Annotated in this window: 23 protein-coding genes; 8 read left to right on the forward strand and 15 right to left on the reverse strand. The window is 70.2% G+C overall.

The window, feature by feature from the left end; genetic code table 11:
* Window positions 1-186: 186 nt before the first annotated feature.
* The 5 genes from lpdA to lspA form a co-directional block, all read right to left on the reverse strand.
* Window positions 187-1587, reverse strand: a complete 1401-nt coding sequence (lpdA, locus tag B2U11_RS13660) for a dihydrolipoyl dehydrogenase (RefSeq protein ID WP_197273300.1) — start codon at window positions 1585-1587, stop codon at window positions 187-189.
* 72 nt (window positions 1588-1659) lie between these two features.
* Window positions 1660-2526 (reverse strand): cytochrome P450, encoded by an 867-nt coding sequence (locus tag B2U11_RS13665; RefSeq protein ID WP_292072467.1) that lies wholly within the window; start codon window positions 2524-2526, stop codon window positions 1660-1662.
* A gap of 556 nt (window positions 2527-3082) precedes the next feature.
* On the reverse strand, window positions 3083-3487 hold the full coding sequence (locus B2U11_RS13670) for a MerR family transcriptional regulator (protein ID WP_082382792.1): 405 nt from the start codon (window positions 3485-3487) through the stop codon (window positions 3083-3085).
* Between the two features lie 84 nt (window positions 3488-3571).
* The gene (locus tag B2U11_RS13675; protein WP_054765661.1) at window positions 3572-4114 is read right to left on the reverse strand and encodes an MAPEG family protein; all 543 of its coding nucleotides are present in this window, start codon (window positions 4112-4114) and stop codon (window positions 3572-3574) included.
* Window positions 4111-4635 (reverse strand): signal peptidase II, encoded by a 525-nt coding sequence (lspA, locus tag B2U11_RS13680; RefSeq protein ID WP_082382684.1) that lies wholly within the window; start codon window positions 4633-4635, stop codon window positions 4111-4113. Before lspA ends, B2U11_RS13675 begins: the two co-directional genes overlap by 4 nt.
* A gap of 157 nt (window positions 4636-4792) precedes the next feature.
* Here lspA and B2U11_RS13685 point away from each other — a divergent pair, with 157 nt between their 5' ends.
* The 3 genes from B2U11_RS13685 to B2U11_RS13695 all read left to right on the forward strand — a co-directional run bounded on the left by B2U11_RS13685 (window position 4793) and on the right by B2U11_RS13695 (window position 6395).
* The gene (locus tag B2U11_RS13685) at window positions 4793-5443 is read left to right on the forward strand and encodes a cation transporter (RefSeq protein ID WP_054765662.1); all 651 of its coding nucleotides are present in this window, start codon (window positions 4793-4795) and stop codon (window positions 5441-5443) included.
* A complete protein-coding gene (locus B2U11_RS13690) occupies window positions 5440-6090 on the forward strand; it encodes a class I SAM-dependent methyltransferase (protein WP_054765663.1) in 651 nt (216 codons plus the stop codon). Before B2U11_RS13685 ends, B2U11_RS13690 begins: the two co-directional genes overlap by 4 nt.
* Before the next feature lie 68 nt (window positions 6091-6158).
* On the forward strand, window positions 6159-6395 hold the full coding sequence (locus B2U11_RS13695; RefSeq protein WP_292072481.1) for a hypothetical protein: 237 nt from the start codon (window positions 6159-6161) through the stop codon (window positions 6393-6395).
* Here the strand turns inward: B2U11_RS13695 and B2U11_RS13700 are convergent.
* The 9 genes from B2U11_RS13700 to B2U11_RS13740 form a co-directional block, all read right to left on the reverse strand.
* Window positions 6377-6592, reverse strand: coding sequence for an EexN family lipoprotein (locus tag B2U11_RS13700; RefSeq protein ID WP_066624932.1), 216 nt, complete (start codon window positions 6590-6592; stop codon window positions 6377-6379). The two genes, B2U11_RS13695 and B2U11_RS13700, sit on opposite strands and share 19 nt — an antisense overlap.
* On the reverse strand, window positions 6589-7317 hold the full coding sequence (locus tag B2U11_RS13705) for a type IV secretion system protein (protein WP_066624933.1): 729 nt from the start codon (window positions 7315-7317) through the stop codon (window positions 6589-6591). Before B2U11_RS13705 ends, B2U11_RS13700 begins: the two co-directional genes overlap by 4 nt.
* Window positions 7314-9689, reverse strand: a complete 2376-nt coding sequence (locus tag B2U11_RS13710; protein WP_292072490.1) for a VirB4 family type IV secretion/conjugal transfer ATPase — start codon at window positions 9687-9689, stop codon at window positions 7314-7316. The genes B2U11_RS13705 and B2U11_RS13710 overlap by 4 nt, the downstream gene beginning before the upstream one ends.
* Complete coding sequence (locus tag B2U11_RS13715; protein WP_066624953.1) at window positions 9682-10017, reverse strand: type IV secretion system protein VirB3; 336 nt, start codon at window positions 10015-10017, stop codon at window positions 9682-9684. The genes B2U11_RS13710 and B2U11_RS13715 overlap by 8 nt, the downstream gene beginning before the upstream one ends.
* Window positions 10010-10192, reverse strand: a complete 183-nt coding sequence (locus B2U11_RS13720; RefSeq protein ID WP_066624957.1) for a hypothetical protein — start codon at window positions 10190-10192, stop codon at window positions 10010-10012. The genes B2U11_RS13715 and B2U11_RS13720 overlap by 8 nt, the downstream gene beginning before the upstream one ends.
* Window positions 10192-10491: a TrbC/VirB2 family protein gene (locus B2U11_RS13725; RefSeq protein WP_066624959.1), complete on the reverse strand. Its 300-nt coding sequence runs from the start codon at window positions 10489-10491 to the stop codon at window positions 10192-10194. Before B2U11_RS13725 ends, B2U11_RS13720 begins: the two co-directional genes overlap by 1 nt.
* Window position 10492: 1 nt before the next feature.
* Complete coding sequence (locus B2U11_RS13730) at window positions 10493-11119, reverse strand: lytic transglycosylase domain-containing protein (RefSeq protein ID WP_084375296.1); 627 nt, start codon at window positions 11117-11119, stop codon at window positions 10493-10495.
* A 61-nt stretch (window positions 11120-11180) separates the two neighbouring features.
* Window positions 11181-11444 carry a helix-turn-helix domain-containing protein gene (locus B2U11_RS13735; protein WP_292072504.1) on the reverse strand — a complete coding sequence of 88 codons (264 nt, stop codon included), beginning with the start codon at window positions 11442-11444 and terminating at the stop codon, window positions 11181-11183.
* Between the two features lie 82 nt (window positions 11445-11526).
* Complete coding sequence (locus tag B2U11_RS13740; protein WP_218015909.1) at window positions 11527-12021, reverse strand: helix-turn-helix domain-containing protein; 495 nt, start codon at window positions 12019-12021, stop codon at window positions 11527-11529.
* A 235-nt stretch (window positions 12022-12256) separates the two neighbouring features.
* Here B2U11_RS13740 and B2U11_RS13745 point away from each other — a divergent pair, with 235 nt between their 5' ends.
* The 5 genes from B2U11_RS13745 (at window position 12257) to B2U11_RS13765 (ending at window position 15703) form a co-directional block, all read left to right on the forward strand.
* Window positions 12257-12823, forward strand: coding sequence for a GntR family transcriptional regulator (locus B2U11_RS13745; RefSeq protein ID WP_066624965.1), 567 nt, complete (start codon window positions 12257-12259; stop codon window positions 12821-12823).
* 69 nt (window positions 12824-12892) lie between these two features.
* On the forward strand, window positions 12893-13018 hold the full coding sequence (locus B2U11_RS13750) for a hypothetical protein (protein WP_280513207.1): 126 nt from the start codon (window positions 12893-12895) through the stop codon (window positions 13016-13018).
* Window positions 13019-13111: 93 nt separating this feature from the next.
* A complete protein-coding gene (locus B2U11_RS13755; protein WP_280513208.1) occupies window positions 13112-13237 on the forward strand; it encodes a hypothetical protein in 126 nt (41 codons plus the stop codon).
* A 92-nt stretch (window positions 13238-13329) separates the two neighbouring features.
* Window positions 13330-13986, forward strand: coding sequence for a lasso peptide biosynthesis B2 protein (locus tag B2U11_RS13760; protein ID WP_292072514.1), 657 nt, complete (start codon window positions 13330-13332; stop codon window positions 13984-13986).
* 1 nt (window position 13987) lies between these two features.
* A complete protein-coding gene (locus B2U11_RS13765) occupies window positions 13988-15703 on the forward strand; it encodes an asparagine synthase-related protein (protein WP_066624967.1) in 1716 nt (571 codons plus the stop codon).
* Here B2U11_RS13765 and B2U11_RS13770 read toward each other — a convergent pair.
* Entirely contained in the window at window positions 15636-18017 is a 2382-nt protein-coding gene (locus B2U11_RS13770; RefSeq protein ID WP_066624969.1) for a S9 family peptidase, read from the reverse strand. The two genes, B2U11_RS13765 and B2U11_RS13770, sit on opposite strands and share 68 nt — an antisense overlap.
* Between the last annotated feature and the right edge of the window lie 3 nt (window positions 18018-18020).

An 18020-nucleotide genomic window follows, 5' to 3' on the forward strand; every position in this document is an offset into this window, starting at 1 on the left:
AGCAGACGGAGCAGAGGACGCATGGTCAATCCAGATGTGAACGGCTCGCATTAGCATTCAGGCGGCGACGCTGTCGCGCTTTATTCGCGACGCGGCCGGGCTCGTAGGCGGCTACGGGTCCTCTACGCCCGCCGGGACGCCTCGGCGCCGCGCGGCCAGCCCGGGCAGCCACGCGACGGGCGGTCGTTACAGGTGGATCGTGCGGTCGGCCACAGCCAGGCATGCCTCGCGCAAGGCTTCCGGAAGCGTCGGATGCGCATGGCTCGTCCGCGCCACGTCTTCGGCCGCCGCGCCGAATTGCATGACGGCGACCGCTTCATGGATCAGGCTGCCCGCGTCCGGCCCCAGGATGTGCACGCCGAGAATCCTGTCCGTGCCGGCGTCCGCCAACACCTTGACCAGCCCGTTCTTCTCCAACCGCGCCTTGGCCATGGCGTTTGCCGAGAACGGAAAGCGCCCGACGCGATAGGCCACGCCGGCCGCCTTGAGGTCGTCCTCGGTGCGCCCGACTGAGGCCAGTTCCGGCCAGGTGTAGACGACGGCCGGGATCGTTCCGTAGTCGACATGGCCCGCGGCGCCGGCAAGGCGCTCGGCAAGGGCGATCCCTTCTTCCTCCGCCTTGTGGGCCAGCATGGCGCCGCCGATGACATCGCCGATGGCGTAGACCCCTTCGGCGCTGGTTCGAAAGCCGTCGTCGACCGGAATATAGCCCCTTGGGTCCGGCTTGATGCCGACCGTCTCCAGATCGAGTCCGTCGGTGGCGGGACGTCGGCCAATGGACACGAGCACGACATCGGCCTTGATGGTTCCTCGCGCGCCGTCTCCCATGGGCTCGACCTCAAGGACGACGTCGTCCGCCTCCATTCGCGATCCGACCACCTTGTGCGCCAGGCAGAATTGGAAGCCCTGGGCCTCGAGCACCTTGTGCAGCGCCGTCGACATCTCTGAATCAACGCCGGACGCGATCCGGTCGAGCACCTCGACGACGGTGACCTCGCTGCCGAGACGGCGCCAGACGGAGCCCAGCTCCAGTCCGACATAGCCGCCGCCGATCACCGCCAGATGGCGCGGCGCCGCCGTCAAGCTGAGGGCGCCCGCCGAGGTGACGATCCGCTGCTCGTCGATGGGCAGGTCCGGCAACGTCGCCGCTTTCGATCCGCTGGCGAGCACGATCGCCTTGCGGACCTGCACCTCGAAGCTGCCGTCCGGGGCGCTCACTTCCACACGGTCGCGCGACAGCAGCCGGCCGCGGCCCTGCAGGCGGGTGACCTTGTTCTTGCGCAGGAGGTAGGCGACCCCTTCACCAAGCTCCGTCACGACCCTGGCCTTGTGCCGCATGACGCCTGCAAGGTCGGCCCGCACATTGTCGACCAGGACGCCGAAAGCCTCGAGATTGCGGGCCATCTCCAGCCGCTCTGTGGCCTGCAGCAGCGCCTTTGACGGAATGCACCCGATGTTCAGGCAGGTTCCACCGAGGAGTTCCCGGTCGTCGATAACCGCCACCGACATGCCGAGCTGGCTCGCCCGGATGGCGCAGGGGTACCCGCCCGGCCCGCCGCCGATTATCACCAGGTCATAGGATGTCATCGAAGCCATCGCGTCAGCCTTCGCTGTAAGTGAAAGAGGGACGAAGGCGCCGGCCACCCGCATGAGCAAACATCAGGCGCCGCCCTCACGCGGGGAAGTCCGACGCGTCATCATTCGGAACCCGCTCCTGGGGAGGGCCGGAAGGCGGCGGAAGTCGATCTCCAGATCCTGAGCCGGCAGCCGGTAGTTCAGGCCGGCGAGCAAGCCGAGGGCCCGCTCCATCAATTCGACGACGATGCTTTCGCCGGGACAACGGTGACCGGTCAGGGCGTTCCCGCCGCCTTGGGGAATCAGGCCGAACGCGTCCCCGGAGCCGTCGATGAAACGCTCTGGCCGGAATTCGTCGGGATCGGTCCAGACGGCAGGATCGTGATTGGAGCCATAGAGATCGAGGATCACCTGCCGACCCACCGGGAAGTCAAGGTTGCGCCAGCGAAACGGCGCGCGCACACGCCCGATCACCGCCGGGAAAAACGGATAAAGGCGTCGCACCTCCTGAACGAAGGCGCGGCGGCGGCCGGCGTCCGCGGTGGCCAGACGGGCCGCCGCGGGGTGCGCCTGCATCGCGTGCGCCACAAACACGATATAGACCGAGGTCGCCACGGTCGGCCTCAGCACATTGGCCAGTTCGACCGCCGCCGTCCGGGCCGCCAACGGTTCGCCATCATCCGCGCTCGCCCAGGCCCAGGCGTAGGCGGCGGTGTCTGGATCCGGCGCCAGTCGTCCGGCGCGAATGCCCTCGATGATCGAGGCCAGCCAGGCGTCGACGCGTCGCCGCGCGTACCTCGACCACAGGTGGCGAGGCCCCCGCGATCCTGCCGCGTCAAACAGCGCCCTGAGGTGACTGACCCGTTTCGCTTCGTCGTCGGGATTCAGCGGCACCCCCGCCCAGCGGCAGACGGCGCGGGTGAGCACCGGCTGCAGGGCGTCGTACAGCACGATCTCTTCCTGGCCAGCCCATTCAACGGCCGCGCGTCGCCATTCCGCCTCGAACAGGTCGCCCAGCCGCGCGATCCGTTCCGGCGACATAAGAGCCATGAACACGCGTTTGCGGGCGCGGTGCGCTTCGCCATCCAGGCCCTGGACGCCGCCTTCGCCGAGCAGTGTGCGTCGGACAGGCGCCGGCATGGCGCCCGCGCGCGAGATGCGGGTCTCGTCGTAGAAGACCTGGGCCGCTTCGCGCCCTCTCAGACAGGCCGTCTCCTTCAGCGCCAGACGGGTCTCGATTGCGTCCGCGCCGGCCTGCTCGAACAGGCGGGAGATGCGCCTGTACGGGTCCGTCAAAAGGGCGAACGTCTGATCGGCGTGTCGCTGTGTCGATCGATGCGCCATCGAAGTCCTCCATGGACGAAGGGAGCGCGACGAGGGCCGCGGGATTACTCAAAACGTCGCGGTGACCCAATGGCTCCTGCATCATCCCGGGCCCGTTCTGACCTTCAGCGCCGACCTGCACGGCGAGGCCGAGGAGCGGTGCAAACCCGGGTCGGGTTCGTCTTCAAACCGGCGCCGAGGGATCGTGCAGGGCTTCGATCACCTTGCAGGCGGACACGCGGCCGCCGGCACATTCCGCCGTCATCCGCGAAAGCTCGCGTTGCAGGGCCCGGAGTCGGGCGATCTTATGCGTCACCTCCGCCAGATGACGTTCGGCGAGGATGCTGGCTTCGGCGCAGGGCCGATCAGGGTGATCGGACAGATCCAGCAGGGAGCGGATCGAGTCCAGATCGAAGCCCAATTGCCGTGCATGCCGAATGAACGACAGGCGGCGTTCCGCCGCGTCGTCATACATCCGCCGGTCGCTGGCGGTGCGCGGGGCGGCGGGAAGCAGGCCGATCTCCTCGTAGAAGCGGATGGTCGGGACCTTGACGCCGGTGGCCGCGGCGAGCTTGCCGATAGGGCGCAGGCCGGACGAGGCCGGGGAGGGCAGGGTCATCGCATCATCTCGCAGCAGCGGGCTGAAGGGCGGCAGGCGCAGGACGGAAAAGGATCATCGGCCCAGCCCCATGAGGACGATGGCGGCGCCGAAGGCGGCGATCGTGGAAGCGCCGGTAAGGGCCATGCCGAAGGCCCTGGCCGCCGCGCCCCGGGCATAACCGTGGGCGAACAACACGCGGCCGATCAGATAGAGGGCGACCAGCACCGGCAGCACGACCATCTCCTCGCCGCGCAGCACGGTGGCGAGCACCAGGTGGGCGCCCACCGCCAGGACCGTCTGCTCCAGGGTGTTCTGAAGCACGGCGGCAGGCACGGCGAGCCTCGAGCTGGGCGCCGCATAGGCGGAACCCGGCCGGTCGGCGTCGGACCGGAACCGGATGCTCGCCACGGCCCTCAAACAACCGGCGAGCCACAGGAAAACGAGGAGGTCCGCCTTCAGGGCGTAGGCCAGCCGATCAGCTGTCGCCATGTCCGGCGCGGCGCCCAGGAGACGTGGCGAAAGCCATAGCCAAGCTGACGCCACCGCCGCAGCGGTGATGAGAATCGCCAACCCCGAACGGACGGCGATCGCCTTCTGTTCGGCGGAAAAGGTCATCGCGCCGCCCGTCCCAGGGTCGACGTCGCCGGGCGGCCGTCCGAGCCCCGGACGGTCAGGAGGAGCAGCGCCACGCCGCAAACAATGGCCGCATCGGCGAGGTTGAAGGTCGGCCAGTGCGCGTCGCCCCAATGAAGATCGATGAAATCCGTCACCGCGCCGGAGCGCAGACGATCGAGCAGGTTCCCGAGCGCTCCACCGGCGATGAGGCTCGCCGCGACCGCCGTGACGGCGCTTCGCGTACGCCAGATCCAGGTCAGCAGGACGCCGATGATCAGGAATGCCACGGCGCTCAGGGCCCATCGTCCCACCGCGCCCGAGTCTGCGAACAGGCCAAAGGTGACGCCGGGATTGAATCCCAAACGCAGCGCGAGGAACGGCGTGAGGTCCACCGGGCTCTCGAGTCGGGCGCGAGCCGCGGCCTTGGCGGCCTGATCCAGAGCGGCGATCAGCATGAAGAACGAGAAGGCGATCGCCCGCATGCGGCTGGGACCGCGTCGCGACGGGTGCATCGTGATCATGAGGCCTCCTGTGGATTTCGTCCGATTGTGCGTCCTCTAGCTACTAGAGGATCAAGTCGGTTCCGCCAAACCGCGTCTTTTTGGGCGAGGCATCCATTTTTGTTCTTGATCCTCGAGCGACTGGAGGATGCATTCTCGTGGTGAAAGGCGGACTTCGATGACTGACTCCCTCTCGTCCCCCGAACCGGCGGCCGCCGGCTGCGGCTGCGGCGCGGCCGTCAAGTTCGACGGCGCCACGCCGGCCTATCGCCGCATCCTGATGGCGGTGATCGCTATCAACGGCGCCGCCTTCCTGGCCATCGCCGGCGGCGCGGCCCTGCAGGGCTCGGCCTCGCTGGGTGCCAACGCCCTCGACTTCCTGGCCGACGCCGCCACCTACGGCATCAGCCTGGCCGTGATCGGGCGCTCGGTCGCCGTGAGATCCGGGGCCGCCATCATCAAGGGCGCCAGCCTCGCGGCGCTGGCGCTGTTCATCCTTGGCTACGCGATCTGGCGGGCGACCTCGGGGGCGCCCCCGGAAGGCGTCGTCATCACCGGCCTGGGCGCCCTGGGCTTTTTCGCCAACGCCCTGGCCGCGCTGCTGCTGGTCCGCCATCGCGAAGGCGACGCCAATGTCCGTTCGGTCTGGCTGTGCACGCGCAACGACCTGATCCAGAGCCTGGTGGTCGCGGCCACGGGCGTGGCCGTCTGGTTGACCGCCTCTCGCTGGCCCGACCTGATCGCCGGCGCGATCCTGGCGGTGGTCTTCCTGCAATCCGGCTGGTCGATCATTCGTCAGTCCCGCGAAGAACTGAAGGCCGCCGCGTGACCGCGAACTTCACCCCCGCGCTCGGCCATACAGCCCTGAGCGGGCTGTATGATCCGGCCATCGCGCTTTTGACCCGGGAACCGCTGTGGCGGAGCCGCCTTCTCGAACAGGTGGCTCCGTCCCCTGGCGAGACGATCATCGATCTTGGATGTGGAACCGGCTCATTCGCGATCGCCATGGCGAACCGGGCGCCGGACGCGCGCATCTTCGGCCTCGATCCCGACGGCGACATCCTCAGGCGGGCCGAGACGAAGACGGCCGCTGCAGGTCAGGCCGTCCGTTTCATCCAGGGGTTTTCGCGCGATGTGGCGGCGCTCCTGGGCGAGGACGCCGCCGACAAGGTGGTCTCCAGCTTGGTCTTCCATCAGCTGCCCATGGCCGAGAAGCGAGCGGGCCTCGCCGCGAGCCTGCGGGCGCTCAAGCCGGGCGGAACGCTGCATGTCGCGGACTACGGCCGCCAGTCGGGTGCGATGCGCGTGCTCTTCCGCCTGGTGCAGTCTCTGGACGGCTACGAAAACACCCAACCGAACGCCGACGGCGTTCTGCCTACGCTGATGGCCGAGGCCGGCTTCACACAGGTTCAAGTGCTCGATGTCATCCCGACCGCCACCGGATCCATCTCTCTGTATCGGGCGGTGCGACGATGAGGCGATTGATGTCGCGGCGCACCGTGTTATGGGACGGCATGGGGTTTCCCTCGACTAGGCATGGGTGGATGGCGGCGCTGCTCGCGTCGTTCCTGGCCCTGTTCGTCCTGGTTTCCGCAGCCGACGCCTTCGCCTGCGCACCCGAGACCGGAAGCTTGCAAGGCCTGGCCGCGTCGGACGACCTCGGCGATCACAGACGACAGACGGTCGCCGAGGAAGACGTTGAGCCGTTCGTCGATGAAGTCGTAGCTGGGTTCGAAGACGCGAAAGCTCATCGTCGGGATCCTCAGAAGGCCCGCTCATAGACGCGCATCCGCGCCTGCCGACGCGCTTCGGCCAGGCCCTGACGCGCCGCTTCGCATTCGCGCTCGGCTCGACCGGCGTCGCACGCCGCCACGACCGCTTCGGCCGCGTCGGGATCGGCGGCGAAGTCTTCGGCCGTTCGCTCGGGCGACCCGCAGCCGACCAGGCCGAGGGCGACGAGCAGGGCGGATCGTCTCACTGGAACGCCCTCTCATAGACTGTCATGCGCGCCGCCCGGGCGGCTTCCGCCCGCTCGCGGGCGCGTTGCTCCTCGAGCCGAGCTTCGGCGGCTTGGGTCAGGGCCAGACCCTGCAGCCGCACCTGTTCGTTCTGGATCATCGCCTGTTCGGCCGCGAGGCGGGCTTCGAGATCCAGGACGGCGCGGGCGTTGGGCGCGGTGTCGAGAGCGGACCGGAGCGTCTCCAGACCCTGCAGACGCCGGTCCGCGGCGCCGGCCACCGCCTCACCGACGGCGAGGTCCCGCGCGGTGCGGGCGCCGGCGCGTTCGAGGCTGTCGCGGTAATAGGCCTCGGCCGGGTCGAGGTCGCCCGCCGGCGGCGTATAGAGCCGGGTGTCGCGGCGGATGGCGTCGGCGCGGTCGGCCAGGTCGCCGAGTGCCGACAGGTCGCCGTCGGCCGCGGCGCGAAGGGCGCGCATGTCCGGCAGCGGATTGCGCACCGTCGGCAAGCCGAGCTCGCCGGCCAGGGCGTTGACGCCGGACAGGTCGTTCAGGCTGTCGAACAGCTGCCGGCCCTGTTCGACCTGGGTCTGCAGCGCCCTCAGCTGGTCTAGCGTCGTGCGCGCCTCCTCGATCATCTGGGCCAGGGCCCGGGGATCGTGGACGATCTGCTGGGCCTGGACCGTCGGGGCGACGGCGAGGGCGAATGCGGCCGCCGCCGCGGCGAAGGGAATGCCGGCTCTCATAGGAACCTCCTCTGGTCATGGAAGGGATCGCGCCAGCGCGCGTAGTCGTCGCCGACCTCGGCGCGCAGCCGGTCGAGCAGGGCGGTGGTCTCGGTGCGGCCGGACAGGATCGACAGGGCGTCGTCCATGCCGCCGAGGTCCAACTCGACGACCACGCTGTCGTGGCCCTGCTTGACCAGGAAGCGGTGCGACTCCGGGGTGAGGACCTCGCGGACGAGACGGAACTCCTCCTGGGTCAGGCCGAAGCCGTCGACATAGTCGCGCGCCTGACCGTGGGCGTTGGGCAGGAAGATCTTGGTCGCGCACTGCTCGAGGATGGCGTGGGCGATCGGGGATCGCAGGGCGTCGGCGGGCGACTGGGTGCCGAACACCATGAAGGCGTTCTGCTTGCGCCAGGTCTTGAGCCCGTCCTGGGCGAGATCGGTGAAGGCCGGGTCGCCCAGCACCTTCCAGAACTCGTCGATGTCGAGGACGAGGCGGCGACCGTCGACCCGCTCGGCGATGCGATGGAACAGGTACAGCATCGCCGGCGTGCGAACCTCGTCGTGGTCCAGCACCTGGGTGATGTCGAAACCGGCGAAGCGGGCCTCCAGACTGAGGGCGTCCTCATCGTTGTCGAGCACCCAGCCGAGCGGGCCGCCCCTTTGCCAGCGCTCCAGCCGAGCGCCCACGCCGCCGGCGTCGCCCTGACCGAGGAGGCTGCGCAGGGCGGCGATGGAGCGACGCTCGCGCGGCAAGGCCTCCAGAGCGGCGACGCCCTGGTCTATGGCGCGGGCCTCGGGTACGGTCAGGGTCTCGTTCGGGCGGGCGACGAGGGCCCGGACGAGCCGGACCAGGAAGGCGCGGTTGGCGGGGCTGGGGTCGAGCGCCTTGAACGGGGCGAAGCCGGTCGGCTCGCCGTTGCGCAGGGCGAGGTAGGTTCCGCCGCAGGCGCGGACGAAGATCTCGGCGCCCCGGTCCTTGTCGATGAACAGCTGCTGGGCGTCGAACCGCTCCAACTGCGCCAGCATGAAGTTCTGGACGACGGTCTTGCCCGATCCGGACGGTCCGCAGATGAAGGTGTGGCCCAGATCGCCGACATGGAAGTGGAACCAGAAGGGCGAACCGGCCGTGGTGCGCAGCACGGCGACGGCCTCGCCCCAGTGATTGCCGTGGGCCTTGCCGACGGGATGGGCGTGGAACGGCGCCAGGGCCGCGAAATTGCGCGAGGTGATGGCGGCGGGCCGGGTGCGGCGGGCGAAGGCTCCGGGGAACTGGGACCAGAAGGCGGCTTCCAGCCCCAGATCCTCGCGCGCGACGACCAGGCCGGAGTCCGCGAGGATGGCGCGGGCCTTGGACAGATGCTCCGCCAGCGCGGTCGGCGTGTCGCCGTGGACGAGGATCGAGGCCTGATGCTCGCCCATGACGAAGCGGTTGCTGACGAGATCGTCCAGCGCGTCGGACAGGCCGGTGATCTGGGAGGCCGCGCGGTCGCGCGCCGAGACCATCTGGTTCTGCTTGCGCTCCATCACCGCCCGGGCCGAGGCCTTGGACAGGAAGGCGAAGGACTGGCTGATCACGAAGCCGAAGCGGACGCTCAGCAGGTCGTCCCACAGTCCGGGCCGGGTCGTCGCCGGATACTCCTTGATGGCCAGGACGCCGGCGTAGCGCGCATCGGCCGCGTCGCGCAGCTCGAGGGTCTCGCGACCGAAGATGGCGCGCACGGTGTAGACCGCCGAGCCGAGGTGGCCGAACACGATCGGGACCGGCGACCGGCGTCCGGTCAAGACGAGCCGCATGACCTCCATCGGCTCGGAGAACCACAGGCCGTCGCGTTCGTAGAGACCGAGCCGGCGCGGCGCGTACCGCCCAAGGTACTGGGCCAGGTCGCGCCCGGCCTCCTCGAGGCGCCGGATATGGGCGACCTCGACCTCGCCGTCGCTGCGGCGCGCCGCCTTCAGGCGTTTCGCGAGCGCCGCGGCCCGGTCGCCCGCGTCGCGACCCGGATGAAGGACGAGGGTGACGAACAGCTCGTTGATCCAGAGCTGCCGGCGCGCGACCCGATGGTCGTAGAGGGCGCCGAGTTCGCCGGCGAAGGTCGATCGAAACCCGGAGGAGCGTTCCAGCTCCACCGGACGCCGGACCACATGATGCCAGACCGCCAGCCGGTCGTCGGCGAGATTGCGCCAGGCCTGGTTGAGCTTGACGTGCCAGTCGTTGAGGTCCCGGGCGTCGGCGGTCTCGAAGCTGGCTCCGTCGATCTGGAACACCATCATCAGGGCGCCGCTGTCGAGCGTGACCACATGGTCGGAGACATGACGCGCATAGGGCAGGTGCGGCCGGGCGTCGGCCTCCCGCCGCAGGCGCGCCGGAGGAACCCCGCCCTCAGCCACGGGTCAGCTCCGCCAGGCGATAGCGGCGGACGAGGGGGAGGGGCGTCGCCGAACTCCCGCCCCAGAGGCCCGCATTGCGCGACCGGCCCTTGGTGTCGACATAGACGAAGAGGAGCCGGAAGGCGTTGTGGTCCGCCCGGCAGATCGCCCGGAAGACCAAATGCAGGGCCGGGGCGACGAGCAGATAGAGCAGGCTGCCGCCGACGAGGAAGACGACGCCCGAGACGATGACGTTGACGCCCATGGCCTCCATGGGCACGCCCAGGATCATGGCCGGCCGCGTGCAGGCCAGGAACAGCGGGTCCTCGGTCAGACGTTCGTCAGCCATGATGACCTCCGGCGGACAGGCGCGACAGGGTCAGGGCGAGGGCGAGCCCCGAGGCGAGGCCGGCGAGGATCTGGGCGAACCGCGTGGGCGAGATCAGCTTCAGGCCGAGCATCAGGCACAGGGCCAGGACGATCGCGGCCGAAGCGACCGCCAGCCAGGGCAGGGTCGCCTCCATCACGCACCGCCAGTGATCAGGTTGACGATCTCGGCCGCGCCGAAGACCACGACGATGCCGAGCACGACGATCGCCGCCCGCCGCAGGTCGAACAGGCCGAACATCCACAGGATGCCGACGACCACGACCGCCAGCACGGCCAGAAGCCGGGCCGTGTTGCCGGTGAGCATGTCGACGACGTTCTGCAGAAGGCCTTCGACATTGGCCGAGGCGAAGGCGGGCTGGACCAGGACGAGGCTGGCGGCGAGGGCGATGGCGCCGGCGGCGCCGGCCCTGCGGACGGTCGCGGATGCGGTCATCTCAGAACTCCGTGTCTGGGGCGGCGGTGAAGGTGAGGACGGCGCTGGCCTGGGCCCGCCCGAAAACGTCCCAGGCGGGCGGCGGCAGCGGCGGAGCGGGTGGTGCGGGCCGGTCGTCTGCAGGGGTTCGAACAGGGGCGAGCGGCAGGACGCCGAGGGTCGCGGCGGCCGCCTCGACGCGAGCGACGTAGCCGTTGCGGAAGCCGCGCTCCGGATGGCCGGTGTTGTATCGGGACAGCGCGACCCTCAGGGTCGTCTGGCGATCGACACCTTCGGCCGGGCGATAGCCCGCGCGCAGGACGACGCCGGCGGCGGCGAGGTTGCGGCACGGGTCGAAGGCCGCCTCCACGGACAGGCCGAGCCAGTCCAGATTGTCGCTGTTGATCTGGGCCACGCCGAGATCGAGGTTCGCGCCCCGCGCCAGCAGGCCGCGGGCGATGCGCGCCGCGTCCGCGGCGTCCCGAGGCGATCGGGCCGGACGCGGACCCCGGTTGACGCCGATCGCGATCGGGTTGAACCGGCTCTCCGCATAGGCGATGGCCGCCAAGGTTTCCGGCGCCACCTGCGGCGCGCAGGCCTGGGACAGGGCGAGGATCAGATTGAGGTCCAGCACGGCGGGCTCCAGCATGAGCCCCCAGCAAACCCGATCGGGAGCGGGACCGGCGACCCGCGAGCTCCCCGCCGGAAATCTACGGTAGGAAGGTCCGGGGTTCGGACGGCCGCTGAGCGGCGGCGAGCCGGGCGACGGCCTGGATGCGGGTGCGGACGCCGAGGACGCGACAGGCGGCCATGAGATGCTCGTCGACCGTTCGGGGCGACAGGCCGAGCCGATCGCCGATCCGGGCGGAGGTCAGACCCAGAGCCGCCAGGTCCAGACATTCCCGCTGGCGATCCGACAGCCGGTGGCAGGGTGAAGCAGATGGGGCGGGGGAATGAGGGGGGAGGACTTTCATGCCCGAATCCAACCGCGCAATCGGTCCCGCGCGCCAGTCCGCGAGTCTCGGACCGCAAGTCTACGACCGTGGCGAGGGGGCGTTACGCGCCGTCGCCGGTCCCATCCTCCCGGGCGGGCGCCATCAACCGTCCCCGGCGCTGTTCAAGCCAGGCCTCGGCCTCGGCGTCGCGCCGGACGGATTGATCGGCGAGGTCCTTCAGGCTCTTGGTGAAGGCGTTGATGATGGTGCGGGCGTCCAGATCGCCGATGGCGTCCCCGGCTTCTTCGTCGAACTCCTGCAGCGCCACGGCGAGGATGGTCGCCAATTTGTTGTCGGCGCACCGCAAGGCGAAGGCGGGCGACCCAAGGGCCAGGGCGGCGAGGATTCCGTGCGGATCGCTGTCGGTGACCTCCGCGAAGCGGTGAATACGTTCGAGGTTGATCCGACCGGCGCCGGACTCGAAATGCTCATAGGACCGCAGCGCCATATTCATGCCTTGGGCGACGTCCGCGGCCCGCATCCGCCGATGGGACCGGATCAGGCGCAGGCTGGAGGAGAGCACCGCGTTCGCCGTCTGGGTGTGTCGGGCGTCCATGTCTCCAGTTACTCCCTCGCCTCCGGCGCCACGCGACTACGAAGCGAGTGCACCCCTACAGGTTGAAAAATGCCTCAGCGATGCGTCAAATGAAAGCCTAGAAAGATCAACAGCATAAAAGCTGCGGATACGACGCAATTTTCTTGCGGACATCAGTATAGGAGCGCCGCATGACCCGATCGCCCCGAAGCCTGCCGGTCGTCGATCTGCGTCCCGGAGCGGCCCGGAGGCGGTCGTGAGGCAGCGCGATCCCTTCGGCCTGGCGCTCGCCAGCCTGCGCGCCGCGCTCGAGGACGGCCTGGCCCCCGGCCAGCATCTGTCCGTGGTCGACATCGCCGCCTCGCTCGGGCTGAGCACCAGCCCGGTGCGCGAAGCCCTGTCCCGCCTGTGCGGCGAAGGCCTCGTCGAGGATCGCCGCGGTCTGGGCTATTTCACCCGCGCCGCGCCTCTGGAGGACGTTCTGGGTCTGCTCGATCTGGAGGCCGCCCATGTCGGTCTCGCGGCGCTCTACACCCGGGTCGCCCAGCCCTGCGACGCCACGGACGCGTCCGTCGAGGCGTGGATCGACGACCTGGTTGACGCCTGCGACAACCAACCCCTGATCGAGAGCCTCGTTCGCGTGCGCCGTCGCCTGGCGCCGCTCAGACGCCTGAACGGCCCGACCGAAGCGGCCGCGGGTCCCGCGCCGGCGAGCAAGGTCGAGGCCTACTATGCGCGCTGGCGGATCGCCGCGACGGGCCTCGCCTCCCGTGTTCGGCGGATCGATCCAGGTCAGTCGAAGTATACGCGAAATATAGTTTGAATCGATTTGCTTTCCGGCGTTGATGGTTCGTCGTCGACGTTTTGTCGGCCTTCAAAACAGGAGACGACCATGACCAAGAGCACCTCGCGCCTCGTGCGCCTCGGGGCCGCCCGCACCCTGACCCGCGCGGTCTCGCGCGGCGAATTCGACGAGCTGAATCCGGTGCTGAAGTACACCATTCCGCCCAGCGAATGATCGGACGGGCCGCTTCGGCGGCCCGGACGTCCGGGCCCGGCCTCGCCCCGGACGCCGCAAGCAGGGGCCATTCCTGACACAGGAGAGGGATCGATGAAGATCCAGAACGAGACGCGCATGCTGCGTCTGGGGGCCGCCCGTCGGCTGACCCGGGCGATCCTGATGGGACCGTTCACCGAACTGAACCCGGCCCGTCACTGGACCATGCCGCCGGAATGAGCCCAGGGGGCCGTCCGGTTCCGGACGGCCCCGCCGGGTCCTGCCGCAGGGCGGACCAGCCAAGTTCAGCTCTAACAGGGAGAGGTCTGGGAATGGCCGAAGCGCTTCGCGCCGAGGACGGTCACTGCGGCTGGCTCGCCGAGGGCATTCACGCGGTCCGTGTCGGCGACGATCTGGTCCTGCTCGATCTCGCCGCGGACGATTATCTGTGCCTGCCGGAGTGCGGCGATCTCCGGATCGAGGGACGGCGGGCGCTGGGGTCGATAGACGATCTTCTTCGCCTGGCCGCCGAGGAGTTGCTGCATCCCACGTCGGCGCCGGAAGATCGGAGCCCGCCGCCGGCCCTGCCGTCGGCGCGCCTGCCGCCTGCGCCGCCGATCCGGCCGACGCTGCGGGACCTCGTTACCTTCGGCGTCATCTGGGTCGAAGCGGTGCGGCGTCGGCCGACACTTCTGGACCTCAGCCGGCGATACGCCCGGCGTCGCGGTCGCCGGTCGGATCCCGAGGCGCTCGCCGCGCGGGTCGAGGTGTTCCGCCAGTTGCTGCCGCTGGCGCCCTGGACCGGCGCCTGTCTGCTTCAGGCGGAACTGCTGCTGCGCTTCGTGAACGCCGCGGATCTGGACGCGGACTGGGTGTTCGGGGTCCGCACCTTCCCCTTTCTCGCCCATTGCTGGTTGCAGAGCGGAGACCAGTGCGTCAGCGAAGCCCCGGAAACCCTGACCGTCTATCGACCGATCCTGGTGATCTGAGGTGGCGGCGGACTCTGCGATCATTCTGGTCGGCGACAATCCGGCTGCGCTCGACGCCTTGGTCGCGCCGCTTCGACAGCGCCTGAGCCGGGCCGGCTGGTCGCGCAAGTCGCATGACCCCTTCATCCAGGTGTTCGCCCCGACCGGCGGACGGCTCGAGGTGGCGCGGGGGCTCGACGGGCACGGCGTGGTGCTCGGCGAGATCTACGACCGCGAGGGCCAGGCGCTGTCGCTGCGGGCGCGCGGCGCCCTGGGATGCCGACGGCTGGACGCGGCGCAGGCCCGCACGGTCTGTTCGGACCATTGGGGGCGCTACCTGCTGGTCCGGCGGGTCGAGGGCGACGTCGCCGTGCTCCGCGACCCGTCGGGCGCCCTGGACTGCGTCGTCTGGCGCAAGGCCGGCGTGACCTTGATCTCGACGAGCGCCGCGGCGGTCATCGATCCCTGGCTGCCCGACGGGATCGCGCTGGATTGGGACGCGGTCGCCGCCCTGGTGGCCCGCCCCGGCGAATATCGACATCGACTGGCCCTAACCGGATTGCAGGCCGTCGCCGGTGGCGAACTGCGGGTCGTTGGGGAGGGCGTCAACCAAGGTCGCCAGATCTGGCGGCCCGCGGAGGTGTACCGGGACCGGGGTTCGCGTCCGCCTCCCGACCTCCGAGGGGCGGTGCAACGGTCGGTGCGGGCGCTGGCGGGCGACAGGCCCTGGATCACCGAGGTCAGCGGCGGCCTGGACTCCGCCATCGTGGCGGGCGTCCTGACCGCCGACCAACGCCGCAACGTCGCCGCCTGGGTCAACCATTACGTCGATCAGCCCGAGGGCGACGAGCGGGCCTACGCCCGGGCGGTGGCGGAAAGGCATGGCTTCGCGTTGACCGAAGTCCGCCGCGACGGCCTCAGACTCGACGCCGTGCGTCTGGCCGCCTGCGCCGAGACCTTCCGGCCGGCGGCCAACGACATCGATCCCGACTACAACGACGACATCGCCGACCGGATCGAGGCGACAGGCGGCTGGGGCTCGCTGACGGGGCAGGGCGGCGACGCGGTCTTCTTTCAGATGCCCAGCCTGCTGATCGGGCTGGACGAGATCTGGGAGCGGCGCGGTCGCGCGCGATTGGCGGTCCTGCATCGGCTCTCGCGCTGGCTGCGGCGCCCCCTGTGGCCGACGGCGCTGGCGAAGGACTGGCGCGAGGAGGTCCGCCATCGCGCAGACTGGGATCACCCCTGGCTCGACGATCTGGGCGGCGTCCCGCCAGCCAAGGCCTTGCAGATGTCCGCCCTGGCCTTCTGTCAGACCTTCCAGGGGCTGGCGGTCCGCAGCCGTCTCGGTCCCTGCCTCAATCCGCTGCTCAGCCAGCCGGTGATGGAGGCGGGGCTGGCCCTGTCGGCGGTCGATCTGACCTGGGGCGGACGGGATCGCGCCGCCGCGCGCGCCGCCTTCGCGGATGTCTTGCCGCCCTCGATCCTCGATCGCCGCTCGAAGGGCGAACTGGGCGCCTACTATGGCAACGCGGTCGCCGCGCACCTGGACTTCCTGCGCGACTATCTGCTCGGCGGCGCCCTGGCCGAGGCGGGGCTGATCGATCCCGGCCTGGAGGACCGCCTCACCCGGGACGCCCTGCTGTGGCGTGGCGGCCATTCCCACCTGCTCAGTCTGGCCCTGACGGAGGCCTGGGTGCGGCGCTGGCGGGAACGGCTGGACCACCGGAACCCCTGAGATGCCGGTCGAACCAGTCGCGGACCTGGTCGTAATAGAGCCGGATGTTGCCCGGGCTCTGAACCCCGTGGTCCTCGCCGATGAGCAGGGTCAGGGCCACCGGGCGGTTCAGACGGTGCAGGGCGCCATAGAGCTGCTCCGACTGGCCCAGCATCAGGTCATACTCGCCCACCACGAGAAGCGTCGGCGCGGTGATGCGGTCCGCCTGCTCGAACGGACTGTTGCGCCGATACCGGTCGGGGGCGCGCCAGTAGGCGTCACGCATCTCGGCCTGGCCGGATTCCAGCCAGCGGGCGCCGGCCGTCGCGGCGAGCGCATGCCCGCCCTCCAGCCGCAGGGTCGAACCGACGTCTCCGATGACCGTCGAGAAATTCATCGGCCCGTTTAACGCCACCACGGCGTCGAAGCGGGGAGACTGGGCAGCGCTCATCACGGCGGACCAGGCGCCGAAGCTCCAGCCCCACAGACCAATGCGCTCCGCATCGACCAGCCCCTCCGCCGCCGCGGCGTCGACGACCGACAGGATGCGCTGGGCGAGGCCGTCCGCCGGTTCCGGGGTCGCGGGGAGGTCCGGGATGAGGATGGCGTAGCCCGCCGCGACCATCAGCTGGGGCGCCAGCGACAGGCCGGTGGACTCCCGCCGCATCCACCACGGCGGGGCGGGGTAGGCCTCGCCCTGATAGGGCACCACGATCACGGGCGGCGTCGCTGTCGGGTTCGACGGCGAATAGAGCCAGCCGCCCGCGCCGCCAACGCCGGTGATGCGCCGGGGCGCCGCGACCGCGATCCGGTCGAGCTCGGGGTTCAGCCGCCAGACCACCTCCCGGCTATGGCCGCGCTGGAGGCGAAGCGTATTCGGTTCGGCCTCCGGCCCGCTCCGGTCGAGGCCGATCCCCCGGCTCCAGCTGATCGCGGCCCCAGGCGTCGCCGCGACGCATCGGGGCTCGGCCCCGGGATCGGCCCAGGCCTGGCACAGTCGCCCGTCGGGACGTTCGATCACCGCGAAGTCCGCCTTCAGCGGACCGCTCTGAGCCCGCAATCCGAAGGGACCGCGCGGGTTCACCGCCGAGGCGGCGGCCCCGAGATCGACGGACTCGCCGTCTGCGCCGAGGCGGATGACGCGACCGCCGCTGGCGAACAGAACCGAGGAGCGACCCTCGGCGACGAGTCGGGCGTCCGGAGACAGGCCTGTGAGCGGCTGGGCGTCGGCCCCTGCGACGAACCAGCCCTCGCCGGATGCGGAGCGGCCCTTGAAGATCGGGACACCGCCCAACCAGCCGCCCTCGGCCGTGGCCATGCCCTGGAAGTCGATCGGCGTGGTCGGGTGCGCCCCGGCCGGGGTCACATCCCGCGCCGCGCCGTCCGGAGCGACGGTCAGGAGCCGGGCCGGTTCGTCGCCGATCGTCGCCACCAGAAGGGCGTCGGAGGCCGGCGACCAGGCCAGCAGGCTCGTGGAGATGTTGCCGGCTTCGGGCGGCCGGACGGCGGCCCCGGTGGTCAGCTCGACGAGCTCCAGCCCCCGGGCGCGGCGCACCTCGCTCGCGGTATCGGCGGAGGGCGGCGGCAGGAGGGGGCCGTCCAGCAGAAGCGCGGCGTATCGTCCGTCCGGAGAGACCTCGAGGTCGAGGAAGGGACCGTCGGCGATCGCCGCGGCCTCTCCGGTGACGGCGTCGATCCGCCAGAGACGTCGCGGCGGCAAGGCTTCCGGCGGGCCGTCTTCGCCCACCGTGATCGCAGCCGGCGACCCGGCCGTCGCCGCCGCCCTCAGCGCCAGCAGGCGTGCCTGTTCGGCGCGGGGGCCCGCCAGTCTTGGAGGAAGCGCCCCGTCCGGCATGCCAAGCACGACGAGGGTGTCGTCCGTGAGCCATTCCAGGGACCGGCCCCACAGGCTAAGCTCCGGCGCCACATCGGTCCACACCACCTCCCCCGCGGCGATCTCGACGATTCCCAGCCGCCATTCGTCGTTCCGGAGCCGAAACACGGCCAGACGCCGACCGCTGGGCGAGAAGGCGCCGACGGAATAGCCGGCGTCTTCGTCCATCGTCAGGAGCGGTCGCGGATGGTCGGGGGCGTCGAGGTCGATGCGGTACAGCCGGGCGTACCGGTTGGCGCCTTCGGCCTCCAGATCATGGCGGGGGAGATCGCCTCGGGCGCGCCGCTCCTCGAAGACGGCGACCGCGCCGGACGGATCGATCGCGACCCGTCCGAAGCTCTCGAGCCCCAGAATGACATCCACCGTGAGCGGCTCTTGCCTGGCCAACGCCGGGCCCGCCGTCGCGAGCAGGCCCGCGAGGGCGAAAGCGACCATGCGCATGGA

This window comes from Brevundimonas sp. UBA7534 (genome assembly GCF_002479325.1).
GTDB lineage: Bacteria > Pseudomonadota > Alphaproteobacteria > Caulobacterales > Caulobacteraceae > Brevundimonas.